Genomic DNA, 12,733 nt, shown 5'->3' on the forward strand with positions numbered 1-12,733 from the left:
CATCAAGGCATGCCGCCCAGCGACGGTGAAATGATGCTGCCCGGCTCGCCCTTCGGCGCACCGCTCTCATCGGCCACGGCGCGTGTCGACACCGGCGCGTGGTTCTTCGCGCAGGTCTCGACCGAGTCGCTGCCGAGGCATTGCTGAAAGCCATCGGCAGTTACCTTGGTGTCGAAGCTATAGATGATCTCGCCGACCTTGACTTCGGTGTCGGAGATGCGGTCTGCTGCAATAGCCATGTTATGTCTCGCCTCGATTTCGGTTGGAACGTATCGACAATTCAGCATCAAGCGATCCCGGTGACGGGTACGCGCGTTGCTGAATCGTCAGGGTTATCGTCGAATCGAAAAGGAGGCGGAAATGGCACAGCATCCCGCGCATTCGCAGAATCACCGGCATCCGGATGAGCCGCGCCCGGAAGAAATCGCGCGCGTGCTGAAGGGCGCCGACTATCCGATGGGCAAGGAAAAACTTCTGACGCTCGCGAAAAGCAATGGCGCGGACGGCGAGGTCTTGGCCGTGCTCAACAAAATGACCGATCGCAATTTCGACAGCGAAGATGCGGTGCTGCGCGAAGCCACGCGCGTCGAGTAACAGCGACATAAATTTCGCTTATTCCGCAATGCGGCATTCAATCCTGCCGCCCCACGCTTTCGATCTTTCCGCAAGGCACGTGTTTGACGAGGAAAATGTAATGGCCGAAAAACCCGCAGCTCCCGATACGCACGACAAGCCGCGTGCGCCCGGAGGCAATAATCTGAGCAATATCGACCCTGCTGAAGCAGACCGGGTCATCCCTCGGCCGGGAGAGGCAATGGAACCCGACCCGGTCCATGATCCTGACAAGATCGGCACGACACCTGACGATTCGGGCAATCGCCCGAGACCGCTATAAAAAATTTAAATGAACGCCGGTGCAATTTCCAATCGTGTCATACCTGTTCTCGCGCTAGCATCTAAAGTGCGTCGATTTGGGATGCGCGGCTTTGCACGGCGCCTGCAGCAGAAGAACCGCGCAATGGCCCGGCATCCGTCTGGCCAATCATTGCACAAGGAGGCTCTATGAAGTGGGAAACCCCGAGTTTCACGGATATGCGCTTCGGCTTTGAAATCACGATGTATATCGCGACGCGCTAATCGGAAATGACAAAACGGCCACCTGAGCGGCCGTTTTGTTTTATGGGCGCGTCGAATCGATGCGTCAATCTTTGCCCGGCGTCCTGGATTGTTCGTTCGCGGGATCGGGAAGATCTGCGTTCTGTGCGTCAAGCCCGCCCTTTCCTGCAATTTCCGGCTCATTGCCCGATCCATAGGGCACTTCCGCCGTCTGATGCGGATGCTGATCGAGCCGACGGTTCTCCGGTTCGATCTCCGCTGCATTCGGGTGAGGCGCGGAATGCGGTTGCTGATGGCGTTTCTCTTCGCTCTCGCTCATCGTGAATCTCCTTTCGATGGGGCACCGAAGATTACTCAGCAACGCACGTTCCTTCAGACTCGCAAAAAGGGCCCGCAATGCTTCGCGAGCCTCTGCCAACACAACTACCCATACCGCTACTCAAGAGAATCAGATCGCTTGCGTAGCGAGTGCCGAGCCGATAACTTCGTTCGCCACCGCATCCACGGCCTGCTTCACGATGCCGACGATTTCGTCCGCTTCTTCACGCGTCGTGACGAGCGGCGGCGCGAAGCCGAGGATATCGCCATGCGGCATGGCGCGCGCGATCACGCCGCGTTCGAGTGCTGCAGCCGATACCTTGGGGCCGACCTTCAGCGCGGCGTCGAACGGCGTGCGCGCGTCCTTGTCGGCCATGAATTCGAGCGCCGCGAGCATGCCCGCGCCGCGCACTTCGCCGACGAGCGGATGCGAATCGAAAGCCGTGTGCAATTGCTGCTGGAAATACGCGCCGACATCGGCGGCATTCTGCGTCAGGTTTTCGCGCTCGAGGATATCGAGGTTCGCGATAGCAGCAGCCGCGCAAATGGGATGCCCCGAATACGTCCAGCCGTGTCCCATCGGACCATGTTCCCGCGAGCCCTTCTCGATCACGTCCCACACCTTCTCGCCGACGATCACGCCCGACAGCGGCGCATAGGCGCTCGTCAGGCCCTTCGCGACCGTGATGAGATCGGGCTTGATGCCGAAGTGCTGCGCGCCCATTTTCGAGCCGAGACGGCCGAAGCCGCACACGACTTCATCGGAGATCAGAAGAATGTCGTGCTTCCGCAGAACATCCTGGATAGCTTCCCAATAACCTTGCGGCGGCGCGATGATACCGCCCGTGCCCATGACCGGTTCGGCGATGAATGCAGCGATCGTATCCGCGCCTTCTTTCGCAATCAGCTTTTCGAGTTCATCGACGCAATACGCGGTGAATTGCGCTTCGCTCATGCCGGCGGGCGCCTTGCGATACCAGTGCGGACAAACCGTGTGCTTCACGCGGTCGATCGGCAGATCGAAGTTCTGATGAAAGCTCGGCAGGCCCGTGAGACTGCCCGTCACGATGCCCGAACCGTGATAACCGCGCTCGCGCGAGATGATCTTCTTCTTGTTCGGACGGCCGAGAACATTGTTGTAATACCAGACGATCTTGATCTGCGTTTCGTTCGCATCCGATCCCGACATGCCGTAATACACCTTCTTCATGCCCTCGGGCGACCAGTCGATGATGCGCGACGACAGCTCGATGATCGTATCGGTCGAGTGACCGACATACGTGTGGTAATACGCGAGCTTCTTCGCCTGCTCATAGATTGCGTCGGCTACTTCGGTGCGGCCATAGCCGATGTTCACGCAATAGAGGCCCGCGAATGCGTCGATATAACTTTTACCTTGATGATCCTGAATGCGGATGCCCTTCGCGCCCGCGACGATCTTGCCGGGCAGCGCGCCGCTCGCGTGATCGTGTGCATGCGTGGACGGATGCATGAAGTGCGCGCGGTCTTCGGCGAACAGTTGCTCGAGCGATTGATTCTGCTGGGTCATGTGCTTCTCCTTGATATGCGGTACTGCGTGTCTCTGAGGATAGGTCTTCAGGCCGCGCTCGTGAGCGGCAGGCCGAGATTGCCGAGGCAAAAGTATTTCGTTTCGACGAAGGGCTCGAAGCCTTCCGCGCCGCCTTCGCGTCCAAGGCCCGATGCCTTCATGCCGCCGAACGGAATCGGCGCGCCGGTGAACTTCACGCCGTTGACCGACACCATCGCGAAATCGAGTCGGCGCACGAGCTGGAAGATCGTGTCGATGCGCGTCGCACAGACGTAGGCGGCGAGGCCGTATTCGGTGTCGTTGGCGCGCGTCACGGCTTCGTCGAGCGTATCGAACGGCGAGATCGCGGAGATCGGCGCGAAGTTCTCTTCGTCGTAGATACGCATGCCCGGTCTGGCATCGGCGACGACGGTCGGTTCATAAAACCAGCCACCGAGCGCATGAGCTTTGCCGCCGACGGTGATGCGCGCGCCTTGCGCCTTTGCATCCTCGACACGAGCGACGGTCGCATCGAATGCGGCCTGATGCATGAGCGGACCGACATCGACATTTGCTTCGAAGGCCGTCCCTACTTTCAGCGCTTTCACCGCTTGCGTGTAGCGTTCGACGAACCGTTCATAAAGCGGACGCGCGACGAGAATGCGGTTCGCAGCGCAGCAATCCTGCCCCGAGGTTTGAAACTTCGCGCCCACTGCAACGCGCACGGCCTGTTCCAGGTCCGCGTCTTCCGTCACGATGAAAGGCGCGTTGCCGCCCAGTTCCAATGCGAGCTTCTTGATGCCCGCCTGCGCTGCCGTCTTCGCAACGAGACCGCCGACGCGCGTCGACCCCGTGAAGCTCACGGCGCGCACGCGCGTATCGCTGACGAGCGTTTCCATCGCCATTTGTGGCTCGCCGATGACGACGTTGAACACGCCCGCCGGAAAGCCTGCTTCTTCGGCGAGTTGTGCGAGTGCGATAGCGGAGAACGGCGTTTCGTGCGCAGGCTTCACGACGACGGTGCAGCCCGCGGCAATCGCGGCGGCGGCCTTGCGCGTGATCATCGCGACGGGGAAATTCCACGGCGTGATCAATGCCGCGACGCCGACCGGTTCCATCACGGTGCCGAGATGCGCGCCATCGATATGCGTCGGAATGGTGCGGCCCGCCAGGCGTTTCGCTTCGTTCGCGAACCATTCCACAAAGCTCGCCGCATAGGCGATTTCGCCTTTGGATTCCGCGAGCGGCTTGCCTTGCTCGAGCGACAAAATGCCGGCAAGGTCCGATTGATGACGCATGATGAGTTCATGCCAGCGCAGGAGCAGCGCACTGCGCTTTTGCTGCGGCATCCAGCGCCATGACTGGAATGCGCGATCGGCGGCATCGATCGTCGCGACGATTTGCGCCTGATCGAGCATCGGGACATGGCCGATGACGTTCTGATCGGCGGGATTGGTTACTGCAATCGATGCGGCGCTGTCGCTGTGAATCCAGCGGCCGTCGACATAACAGAGGGATTTGAATAGAACGGGATGGCCCAGCAGCATGTTCGTCTCCTTGCTCAAAGCGTGCTTGATTTGCATGGTTCGATGGGTCCACTTTAAGGGCGTTGCCGCGATGGAGTTTTTTGTTATTGCCCTCGGGCGGTTGGTGTTTTTTCTGTTTTTTCTGTGCTTCTTTTTGCGTTTTTTTGGGCTTCCCCGAGCCGACACAAATACGGGATCCGGCAACCAAAAAATAACTAAACCACATCGTCAACCCAATCCGGCGGCCCTTCCGTACTATTCTTCACGACTTTCGTAACGATATAAGTGAAGTACCGCTCGATACCCAACTCTTCGACAAGCAAAGAATCGATGAACCGCTGATAGTGATCGATATCCCGCGACACGACGTGCAGCACGTAATCCACGCCGCCGCCGGTGGCATAACACTGCACGATCTCGGAAGCCGCCGCGATGCGCTCCTCGAAGCGCCGCATATCTTGCGCGGTATGACGCGAAAGCGTCACCTCAACGACAATACGGCTGCCCTTGAAAGCAGCCGTCCAGTCGATATCCGCGCGATAGCCCTTGATAAGCCCGCTGTCTTCGAGTTTCTTCACACGCTCCCACGCGGGCGAGATCGACAAATTGACCTCTTCCGCAAGGCGCGATTTCGTTATGCGGCCATCCCGCGCAAGAATGCGCAGAATGGCCAGATCGTAGCGGTCGAGCTTGATCAACTTACACGCTCACGGCAATGTTGCGTTCGACGATATCCGCGACCACGGCCACGGTGTCGCCCATCTGCACGAGGCCCGGAAAATGCCGCGCCGCAAGCAGTCCGTCACGCTTCGCGCGATATTCAACCGGCGTCGCGCCCGTGCGCGTAACGTCATACACGCGCGCAAGCACATCGCCCGCTCTCACCATGTCGCCGAGATCGCGGCACATTTCGAGCAGGCCCGTATGCTCGCTCGTCGTGTAGCAGGAACCATCCGGCATGTCGAGCAACGTCGTCGTGCGCGCTTCGCCGCGAACCACCTCCTTCTCGATGATGCCCGCATACGCGAGAAAGCCGTACACGCCGCGCTCCGCCACCGCGACGCTCTTCGCCGTCGACGAACCGCCACCGCCCAGTTCCGTCGAGACGAACACCTTGCCCGCTTCCTCGGCCGCGCTGTCATACAGACCGATGCTGTCGAGTTCGAGCATCCGCATCGAATACGGCGCCCCGAATGCGCGCATTGCGGCTTCGCAACGCGACTGCTGCGTCCCGTCGTTCAATACATGAATGGCCGCAAACGGCAGAAAATCGAGCGTGCGGCCGCCCGCGTGGATATCGAGCACGTAATCGGCGAGCGGCAACAGATGACGCTGAAAGTAATCCGCGATCTTTTCCGTCACCGTGCCGTCGGGCTTGCCCGGAAAGCTGCGATTCAGATTGCCCGCGTCGATCGGCGAAGTGCGCGAACCCGCGCGAAACGCCGGATAGTTCATGAACGGCACGATGACCACACGGCCGTTCACGTCGCTTGCCTTCAACGTCGATGCGAGCTTCGCCAGCGCGATCGGCCCTTCGTATTCGTCGCCGTGATTGCCGCCCGTGAGCAGCGCGGTCGGTCCGTCGCCGCGCTTGATTACGGTGACGGGAATCATCACGGCGCCCCACGCGGAATCGTTGCGCGAATACGGCAGCTTCAGAAAGCCGTGCTGTTCGCCCTCTGCATCGAAGTCGACGGTCGGGCTGATCGGTGACGCGCGCATCGTGCTACTCCTTCACGAACAATTTGCGAGGCGTGTTGCAGAAGGTCTCGACGCCGGTGTCGGTAATCAGGATGCTCTCCGTGATTTCGAGGCCCCAGTCGTCGAGCCACAGCCCCGGCATGAAGTGGAACGTCATGCCGGGTTCGAGGACGGTCTGGTCCCCGGGACGCAGGCTCATCGTGCGCTCGCCCCAGTCCGGCGGATAGCTCGCGCCGATCGGATAACCGCAACGGCTATCCTTCTCGATGCCGAACTTGCGCAACACCGCGAAGAATGCATTGGCGACGTCCTCGGTCTTGTTGCCCGGCTTCGCCATCGCGAGACCCGCCTCGATGCCTTCGACGACCGCCTTCTCGCCTTCGATGAAATGCTGCGGCGGGCGGCCGAGATACACCGTGCGCGAGAGCGGGCAGTGATAGCGCTTGAAGCATCCGGCGATTTCGAAGAACGTGCCAGCATTCGCCGTGAACGTCGAGTCGTCCCATGTGAGATGCGGCGCGGCGGCGTCGGAACCCGTCGGCAATAGCGGCACAATCGCGGGATAGTCGCCGCCATAACCTTCGACGCCCGTGATGCCCGCTTCGTAAATCTGCGCGACGAGATCGCTCTTCTTCATGCCCGGCTCGACCGTGTCGAGAATGCGCGCATGCATCTTCTCGACGATGCGCGCCGCGACGCGCATGTACTCGATCTCGCGCTTCGACTTCACTGCGCGCTGCCAGTTGACGAGCGCGGTCGCATCGACGAACTTCGCGTTCGGCAGATGCTGCGTCAGCGACGCATACGCCTTCGCGCTGAAGTAATAGTTGTCCATCTCCACGCCGATGCGCAACGTGTCCCAGCCACGCGCGGCAATTACTTCGGATGACAGATAATCCATCGGATGGCGCACCTGCGACTGCACATAGTGATCCGGGTAGCCGACGATATCGTCGTGCGACATGAACACCGTGCGCTTCGCGCCGTTCGCGTCCTGGCCACGGCCGTACCAGACCGGATCGCCGTGCATCGCGAGCAGCACGCATTGATGCACGTAGAACGACCAGCCGTCGTAACCGGTGAGCCACGCCATGTTGGTCGGGTCGGTCACGATCATCAGATCGATGCCCGCTTTCTCCATCGCGCGCCGTGTCTTCGCGATCCGCGCGTCGTACTCGCTGCGTTCGAACGGCAGGCGTACCACGGGCGCCCCTCGTTCATCCGGCTTCTTCTGTTGCGTGATTTCGGACATCGTCCCCTCTATCAAGCGGTCACATCGTTGTGGAAAATGGTTCCTGCCTGTGCCGCGCGCGCTCGCTGAATGGCGAGCGTCGCGATCGCGGTGTCTTGCGCGCCGGTGCCGGTCAGATCGCACACGGTGATCTCGTCATCGCTCATACGGCCTTGAGCCTGTTGCGCGATGACTTCGCCAAGCTCGGCAAAAGATGCATCAGCATCCGTCACGCCCGCTTCGATCGCATGATGCAGCTCGCCGAGCACGCGCACTTGCTGAAGGCGGTCGCACACATAGCGCGCTTTGGCGAACACGTCCGGAGCGAATTCATTCTTGTGCTCCGCATCCGATCCCATCGCGGTGATATGCAAGCCCGGATGCAGATCGCGTGCGTGTATCAGTGGCTCGCGGCTCGGCGTCGTCGTGATGGCGATATCGGCGTGCTTCAACGCCTGGTTCACGCTGTCGGCGACATCGCATGGCAAGTCTTTGCAGTCACGCGCGAACTGCTGCGCGCTCTTCGGATCGCGCGCCCATACGGTCACATGCCCGATGTCGCGCACGAGCCGCAACGCCTTCAATTGCAGACGCGCCTGCTCGCCCGCGCCGATAATCGCGACGCGCTTCGCATCCTTGCGCGCGAGCCAGCGCGATGCAACCGCGCCCGCCGCAGCGGTACGCACGGCGGTGAGATAACCGTTGTCGAGCAACACGGCTTCCGTAAGACCGGTGCGCGCGGACAGCACGAGCATCAGGCCATTGAGGCTCGGAAGTCCGAGCGACGGATTGTTGAAGAAGCCAGGGCTCACCTTGATCGCGAAGCTCGGAAAGCGCGGCAAATAAGCGGTTTTCACGTCGACTTCGCCGGCGTGCTCGGGAATGTCGAGACGCAGGATCGGCGGCATTGCGACGGCTTCGGTCGCGAGCGACTTGAACGCGGCTTCGACTTGCTCGATCGCGTCGAGGTCGAGCGGCACGAGCTTGCGCAATTGCGCCTGCCCGAGCAGCACGGTGGAGGTATCGATGTTGGACATGGGTTCAGGCCGCTCCGATGAGTCGACGATGCGTTGCGATATCGATGTTGCTGCCGCTCACGACGATGACGATCGGTCCGTTCGCGGCTCCAATCGCGCCGTCGAGCAAAGCCGCGATGCCGACCGCCGCCGCCCCTTCTACAACGAGCCGCTCTTCGCGATACGCGTGCACGATGCCGCGCGCGATCGACACTTCATCGAGCAGCACGACATCGTCGATGAGATCGCGCGTCATCGCGAACGTATGTCTGTTATCGAGGCCGATGCCGCCGCCGAGCGAATCGGCGAGTGTTTCGAGTTCATCGACGAACACCGGCTTGCCTGCCGCGAGACTCGCATGCATCGCAGCGCCGCGTTCCATCGACACGCCGATCATCTTCACGTCGGCACGAATGCTTTTCGCCGCGAACGCGACGCCGCTGAATAAGCCGCCGCCCGACAAGGGCACGACGATGCTCGCCGCATCGGGCAGCGCTTCGAGAATTTCAAGGCCGATGGTGGCTTGCCCCGCGATCACGCGTTCATCGTCGAAGGGCGGCACGAATGCATAGCCTTCTTCGCGCACGAGACGTTGCGCTTCGACCTGTGCATCGTCCTGACTCTTGCCGACGATGACGACACGCGCGCCGAGCGCGGCCACCGCATCGACCTTGTTCTTCGGCACGAGCGACGACATGCACACTGCAGCTTCGATGCCGAGCGCGCGTGCCGCGTGTGCAACCGCGCGGCCATGATTGCCCGTCGATGCGGTGACGACACGCTTGCAGCCTTGCTCCGCGATCTGTGCGAGCGCATTGGTCGCGCCGCGCAGTTTGAAGCTGCCCGTAGGTTGCAGCGTTTCGAGCTTTAGATGAACGGGCACGCCCGCGATGCGCGAGAGCGACAGCGAATGAACCAGCGGCGTGACGAGCGCGCGGCCTTCGATGCGCTGGCGGGCGCGGTAGACATCGGCGAGCGTGAGTGCGGACATGTGCGGCTGAATTGCGTTTGAGCTAACCATGCAACTCAGTCTAATGTCCTAAAAAATCGTTTTCGATTGTCCTAGTTCATTTAGTTGAAGTCATGCACATGCGGGTACTGACCGAAGACTTCGCGCATCGTTTCGACCGCGCTGCGAAACGTGCTTTCGCCGACTTCCGCGCCCACGCATAGCCGCACCGCATTGGGCCGGTCCGCGCCGCGCACGAGAAACGGATCCGGCGACGTCACGGCGATATTGCGATTGCGCAATTCACGCGTGATGCGCTCCGCTTCCCATTCGTCGGGCACACGCAGCCATACCGAAAGCGCGTTCGGATGACTGCCGAGCACGTATTCGCCGAGCACTTCGCGCACGACGCCCTGGCGTGCCGCGAGCCGCTCGCGCTGAATCTCCACGAGACGTTGCGCCGTGCCATCCGTGATCCAGCGCGCGGTGACTTCCGCGATGGGCGACGTCGCCATCCAGCAACTGACGCGCAGCACGCTTTCCGCACGCAACGCAAGACGCCGCGGCACCGTCATGAAGCCCGTGCGCAAGCCGCTCAATACGGACTTGGTCATGCTCGTGCAGTAGAAAGCGAGTTCCGGAATGAGGCTCGCGATAGGCGTCTGCGTTTTCGCGGGCAACGCGCCATAGACATCGTCCTCGATCACATAGACGCCATAGCGTTCCGCGATGCGCGCAATCGCGCGGCGGCGGGAGTCGGGCATCATCGCGACCGTGGGATTGTTCAGCGTCGGCGTGCAGACGAGCGCGCTCACGCGTTCGCTGTCGCAGACTTCCTCGAAGTGCTCAGGGCGAATGCCGTGCTCGTCGATCTCAAGACCTTTGAGCGTAAACCCCAACACGTTCGCCGATCCGATTACGCCGTGATCGGTGAGGCTTTCGCACAGCACCGTATCGCCCGGCCCGACGATGCTCGCCAGCGCAAGGAAGATGCTATGCGCGACGCCGTTGGTGACGAGCAGCGTCTCGACCTTCGCGGGCATGTTGAGCGAAGCGAGCCATTCGACGCCCGCCTGTCGATGACTGTCGAAGCCCGCAATCGGCCGGAACGCGCGTATCCACGGCTGATCGTCGATGGTCGAAAGCGTCGCGCAGACCTTGCGCCACATCGCGTCATGCTCGGGCGTATGGACGATGCGCGCGATCGAGAAATCGACGACCGAGCGCTCGGCGGTGTCGAGCATGTAATTGGACATCGTTTCGGTCACGCGCGCGCTGACGAAGCTCCCGCGTCCGACCTCGCATCGAATCAGCCCTTGCCGTTCGAGTTCCTTGTAGGCATTGGTGACGGTCTGCACGCTGATCGCGAGATCGGCGGCGACTTCGCGTTGCGGCGGCAACCGTTCGCCCGATGCGAGCGCGCCGCTTTCTATATCGGCGGCCATCGCCTTGACGAGCCGCTTGTACTTCGACTGCACGCCCTGCACGGTACGCACGGCGTCGCGCCATCTTTCATTCACTTGCTGTTCCTCGCATGCCTGGTTCCATGCGCAATAGTGGCCCAAAAGCGCGCGCGAAAATAATTGTCCTAGAGCAATCGGAACAAATATATGGCTTTGTATTCTGCGTCGGTGGCTATGCGGCGAGTGACTCCAAAGCCCCTTGGAGTAAGGGTTTTCCTCGGTCTCTCACATGCAGCGCCGCCCCACTCGACCACGCTTGAAGAACCATTACTACGGGAACGATATGAACACGAAGCGACTGTCTGGAATGCTGGCGGCGGCGTGCGTCGCGGCAGCGAGTCTTGCCGCCTATGCCACGAGCGCGAACGCGGAAACCACGTTGCAGCGCATCCAGCGCACCGGCGAGGTGCGTATCGGCTATGCGAACGAAACGCCCTTCGCCTACACGACGCCCGATGGCACCGTAACCGGCGAATCGCCCGAGATCGCGAAGAAGGTGTTCGCCAAGCTCGGCGTGAAGAAGGTCGATGCGGTGCTGACCGAATGGGGCGCATTGATTCCGGGCCTCAAAGCCGGCCGCTTCGACGTGATTGCAGCGGGCATGTACATCACGCCCGAGCGTTGCAAGCAAGTGGCGTTCGCCGATCCGCAATATCAGATTCCCGACACGCTGCTGACGATGAAGGGCAATCCGAAGAACCTGCACAGCTATGCCGATGTCGCGAAGCAGCCGGACACGAAGCTTGCTGTAATGGCAGGTACGGCGGAACTCGGTTATGCGCGCGCGGCGGGCATCAAGGACGACCAGATTCTTCAGGTTCCGGACACGACCGCGCAATTGCAGGCCGTGCGCGCGCGTCGCGCCGACGCGGCTGTCGGCACCGCATTGACGATGAAGGGCCTCGCCGAAAAAGGCGGCTCGTCGGTCGAGGCGATCAAGCAGTTCAACGACGATCCGAAGCACACAGGCTATGGCGCGCTCGCGTTCCGACCCGAAGACACCGATCTGCGCGACGCCGTCAACAAGGAGCTGCATCAGTGGCTCGGCACCGACGATCATCTGAAGACGGTCGCGCCCTTCGGCTTCGACAAGTCCAACGTGACAGCGAAGAAAGCGCCGGAACTGTGCGCCGGTTGAGCATCGATGCATCGCGACGCGCAGCTTCATCTACTAGCGAGGAACCGTCATGAGTGACCTCCGTGAGCTTCTGCCCTTGATGATGAAGGGCACACTCGTCACGATCCAGATCGCCTTCATCAGCATCCTGCTTGCGATCGTCATGGCGGGCGTCGCGACGGCGTTGCGCGCCGCGCCATACCGTGTCGTGCGATGGATCGGCAACGTGTATGTCGAAGTGTTTCGCGGCACTTCGCTGCTCGTGCAGTTGTTCTGGCTCTTCTTCGTGCTGCCGCTGCCGCCGTTCAACGTGCAACTGACGCCCTTCACGGTCGCCATCGTCGGGCTCGGGTTGCACTACGGCGCGTATGGCTCCGAGATTCTGCGCGGCGCGCTGCGTTCGGTGCCGGGCGGACAGTACGAAGCGGCGCTCGCGCTGAACATGCCGGCCACGGCGCGGCTGCGTCGCATCGTGCTTCCGCAGGCGATGATCAACGCGCTGCCGCCCGCGACGAATCTGATGATCGAACTGTTGAAGGGCACATCGCTCGTCTCGCTGATCACGCTGTCGGATCTCACGTTCCGCGCGCGCCAGCTCGACGAAGCGACCTTCAAGACAGCGGAAATCTTCGGGCTCACGCTGCTCATCTACTTCGTGCTCGCGCAGGTGATCGTCGCCGTGATGCGCGTGTTCGAGCGGCGCGTGAGCAGTCATGTCGCGATCCGTCGCGCGAGCCGCACCTTACCGGGGGCCGCATCATGACGTCG

15 protein-coding genes are annotated in these 12,733 nt (G+C 61.4%); 5 read left to right on the forward strand and 10 right to left on the reverse strand.

Annotated features, from left to right (window positions below; genetic code table 11):
* Window positions 1–2 precede the first annotated feature (2 nt).
* Window positions 3–239, reverse strand: a complete 237-nt coding sequence (locus QCE49_RS30180; protein WP_250435947.1) for a hypothetical protein — start codon at window positions 237–239, stop codon at window positions 3–5.
* Between the two features lie 121 nt (window positions 240–360).
* Here QCE49_RS30180 and QCE49_RS30185 point away from each other — a divergent pair, with 121 nt between their 5' ends.
* The 3 genes from QCE49_RS30185 to pqqA all read left to right on the forward strand — a co-directional run bounded on the left by QCE49_RS30185 (window position 361) and on the right by pqqA (window position 1,137).
* Entirely contained in the window at window positions 361–594 is a 234-nt protein-coding gene (locus QCE49_RS30185; protein WP_008353051.1) for a DUF2795 domain-containing protein, read from the forward strand.
* Window positions 595–694: 100 nt separating this feature from the next.
* Window positions 695–895, forward strand: coding sequence for a hypothetical protein (locus QCE49_RS30190; RefSeq protein ID WP_144403816.1), 201 nt, complete (start codon window positions 695–697; stop codon window positions 893–895).
* A 167-nt stretch (window positions 896–1,062) separates the two neighbouring features.
* On the forward strand, window positions 1,063–1,137 hold the full coding sequence (pqqA, locus tag QCE49_RS30195) for a pyrroloquinoline quinone precursor peptide PqqA (RefSeq protein ID WP_008353049.1): 75 nt from the start codon (window positions 1,063–1,065) through the stop codon (window positions 1,135–1,137).
* 64 nt (window positions 1,138–1,201) lie between these two features.
* Here the strand turns inward: pqqA and QCE49_RS30200 are convergent, their stop codons facing one another.
* From QCE49_RS30200 to QCE49_RS30240, 9 genes are all read right to left on the reverse strand, one after another.
* The gene (locus QCE49_RS30200) at window positions 1,202–1,435 is read right to left on the reverse strand and encodes a hypothetical protein (RefSeq protein WP_008353048.1); all 234 of its coding nucleotides are present in this window, start codon (window positions 1,433–1,435) and stop codon (window positions 1,202–1,204) included.
* A 129-nt stretch (window positions 1,436–1,564) separates the two neighbouring features.
* Window positions 1,565–2,983, reverse strand: a complete 1,419-nt coding sequence (locus tag QCE49_RS30205; protein WP_250456848.1) for an aspartate aminotransferase family protein — start codon at window positions 2,981–2,983, stop codon at window positions 1,565–1,567.
* A 47-nt stretch (window positions 2,984–3,030) separates the two neighbouring features.
* Window positions 3,031–4,509 carry an NAD-dependent succinate-semialdehyde dehydrogenase gene (locus QCE49_RS30210; protein ID WP_250481944.1) on the reverse strand — a complete coding sequence of 493 codons (1,479 nt, stop codon included), beginning with the start codon at window positions 4,507–4,509 and terminating at the stop codon, window positions 3,031–3,033.
* Between the two features lie 194 nt (window positions 4,510–4,703).
* On the reverse strand, window positions 4,704–5,183 hold the full coding sequence (locus QCE49_RS30215; protein WP_175979575.1) for an Lrp/AsnC family transcriptional regulator: 480 nt from the start codon (window positions 5,181–5,183) through the stop codon (window positions 4,704–4,706).
* 4 nt (window positions 5,184–5,187) lie between these two features.
* Entirely contained in the window at window positions 5,188–6,210 is a 1,023-nt protein-coding gene (gene doeB, locus QCE49_RS30220) for a N(2)-acetyl-L-2,4-diaminobutanoate deacetylase DoeB (protein WP_250435951.1), read from the reverse strand.
* A 4-nt stretch (window positions 6,211–6,214) separates the two neighbouring features.
* On the reverse strand, window positions 6,215–7,441 hold the full coding sequence (gene doeA / locus QCE49_RS30225) for an ectoine hydrolase DoeA (protein ID WP_250456850.1): 1,227 nt from the start codon (window positions 7,439–7,441) through the stop codon (window positions 6,215–6,217).
* Between the two features lie 11 nt (window positions 7,442–7,452).
* Window positions 7,453–8,457, reverse strand: a complete 1,005-nt coding sequence (locus QCE49_RS30230; RefSeq protein WP_250456851.1) for a cyclodeaminase — start codon at window positions 8,455–8,457, stop codon at window positions 7,453–7,455.
* A gap of 4 nt (window positions 8,458–8,461) precedes the next feature.
* Window positions 8,462–9,427, reverse strand: coding sequence for a hydroxyectoine utilization dehydratase EutB (eutB, locus tag QCE49_RS30235; RefSeq protein WP_250456852.1), 966 nt, complete (start codon window positions 9,425–9,427; stop codon window positions 8,462–8,464).
* Between the two features lie 80 nt (window positions 9,428–9,507).
* The gene (locus QCE49_RS30240; protein ID WP_008353032.1) at window positions 9,508–10,905 is read right to left on the reverse strand and encodes a PLP-dependent aminotransferase family protein; all 1,398 of its coding nucleotides are present in this window, start codon (window positions 10,903–10,905) and stop codon (window positions 9,508–9,510) included.
* Between the two features lie 226 nt (window positions 10,906–11,131).
* Between QCE49_RS30240 and ehuB the strand changes: the two genes are divergently transcribed.
* Window positions 11,132–11,986, forward strand: coding sequence for an ectoine/hydroxyectoine ABC transporter substrate-binding protein EhuB (ehuB, locus tag QCE49_RS30245; RefSeq protein ID WP_175979466.1), 855 nt, complete (start codon window positions 11,132–11,134; stop codon window positions 11,984–11,986).
* A 49-nt stretch (window positions 11,987–12,035) separates the two neighbouring features.
* A complete protein-coding gene (ehuC, locus tag QCE49_RS30250; RefSeq protein WP_008353030.1) occupies window positions 12,036–12,728 on the forward strand; it encodes an ectoine/hydroxyectoine ABC transporter permease subunit EhuC in 693 nt (230 codons plus the stop codon).
* The last annotated feature ends 5 nt before the right edge of the window (window positions 12,729–12,733 follow it).

This window comes from Caballeronia sp. LZ008 (genome assembly GCF_031451435.1).
Classification (GTDB): Bacteria; Pseudomonadota; Gammaproteobacteria; order Burkholderiales; family Burkholderiaceae; genus Caballeronia; species Caballeronia zhejiangensis.

What these genes read in the sequence shown, in the direction of transcription:
- ehuC (WP_008353030.1), top strand. Translation starts at nt 12,036, where the DNA reads ATGAGTGACCTCCGTGAGCTTCTGCCCTTGATGATGAAGGGCACACTC.
- doeA (WP_250456850.1), bottom strand. Translation starts at nt 7,441, where the DNA reads ATGTCCGAAATCACGCAACAGAAGAAGCCGGATGAACGAGGGGCGCCC.
- QCE49_RS30190 (WP_144403816.1), top strand. Translation starts at nt 695, where the DNA reads ATGGCCGAAAAACCCGCAGCTCCCGATACGCACGACAAGCCGCGTGCG.
- QCE49_RS30200 (WP_008353048.1), bottom strand. Translation starts at nt 1,435, where the DNA reads ATGAGCGAGAGCGAAGAGAAACGCCATCAGCAACCGCATTCCGCGCCT.
- doeB (WP_250435951.1), bottom strand. Translation starts at nt 6,210, where the DNA reads ATGCGCGCGTCACCGATCAGCCCGACCGTCGACTTCGATGCAGAGGGC.
- QCE49_RS30210 (WP_250481944.1), bottom strand. Translation starts at nt 4,509, where the DNA reads ATGCTGCTGGGCCATCCCGTTCTATTCAAATCCCTCTGTTATGTCGAC.
- QCE49_RS30185 (WP_008353051.1), top strand. Translation starts at nt 361, where the DNA reads ATGGCACAGCATCCCGCGCATTCGCAGAATCACCGGCATCCGGATGAG.
- ehuB (WP_175979466.1), top strand. Translation starts at nt 11,132, where the DNA reads ATGAACACGAAGCGACTGTCTGGAATGCTGGCGGCGGCGTGCGTCGCG.
- QCE49_RS30205 (WP_250456848.1), bottom strand. Translation starts at nt 2,983, where the DNA reads ATGACCCAGCAGAATCAATCGCTCGAGCAACTGTTCGCCGAAGACCGC.
- QCE49_RS30180 (WP_250435947.1), bottom strand. Translation starts at nt 239, where the DNA reads ATGGCTATTGCAGCAGACCGCATCTCCGACACCGAAGTCAAGGTCGGC.
- QCE49_RS30230 (WP_250456851.1), bottom strand. Translation starts at nt 8,457, where the DNA reads ATGTCCAACATCGATACCTCCACCGTGCTGCTCGGGCAGGCGCAATTG.
- eutB (WP_250456852.1), bottom strand. Translation starts at nt 9,427, where the DNA reads ATGTCCGCACTCACGCTCGCCGATGTCTACCGCGCCCGCCAGCGCATC.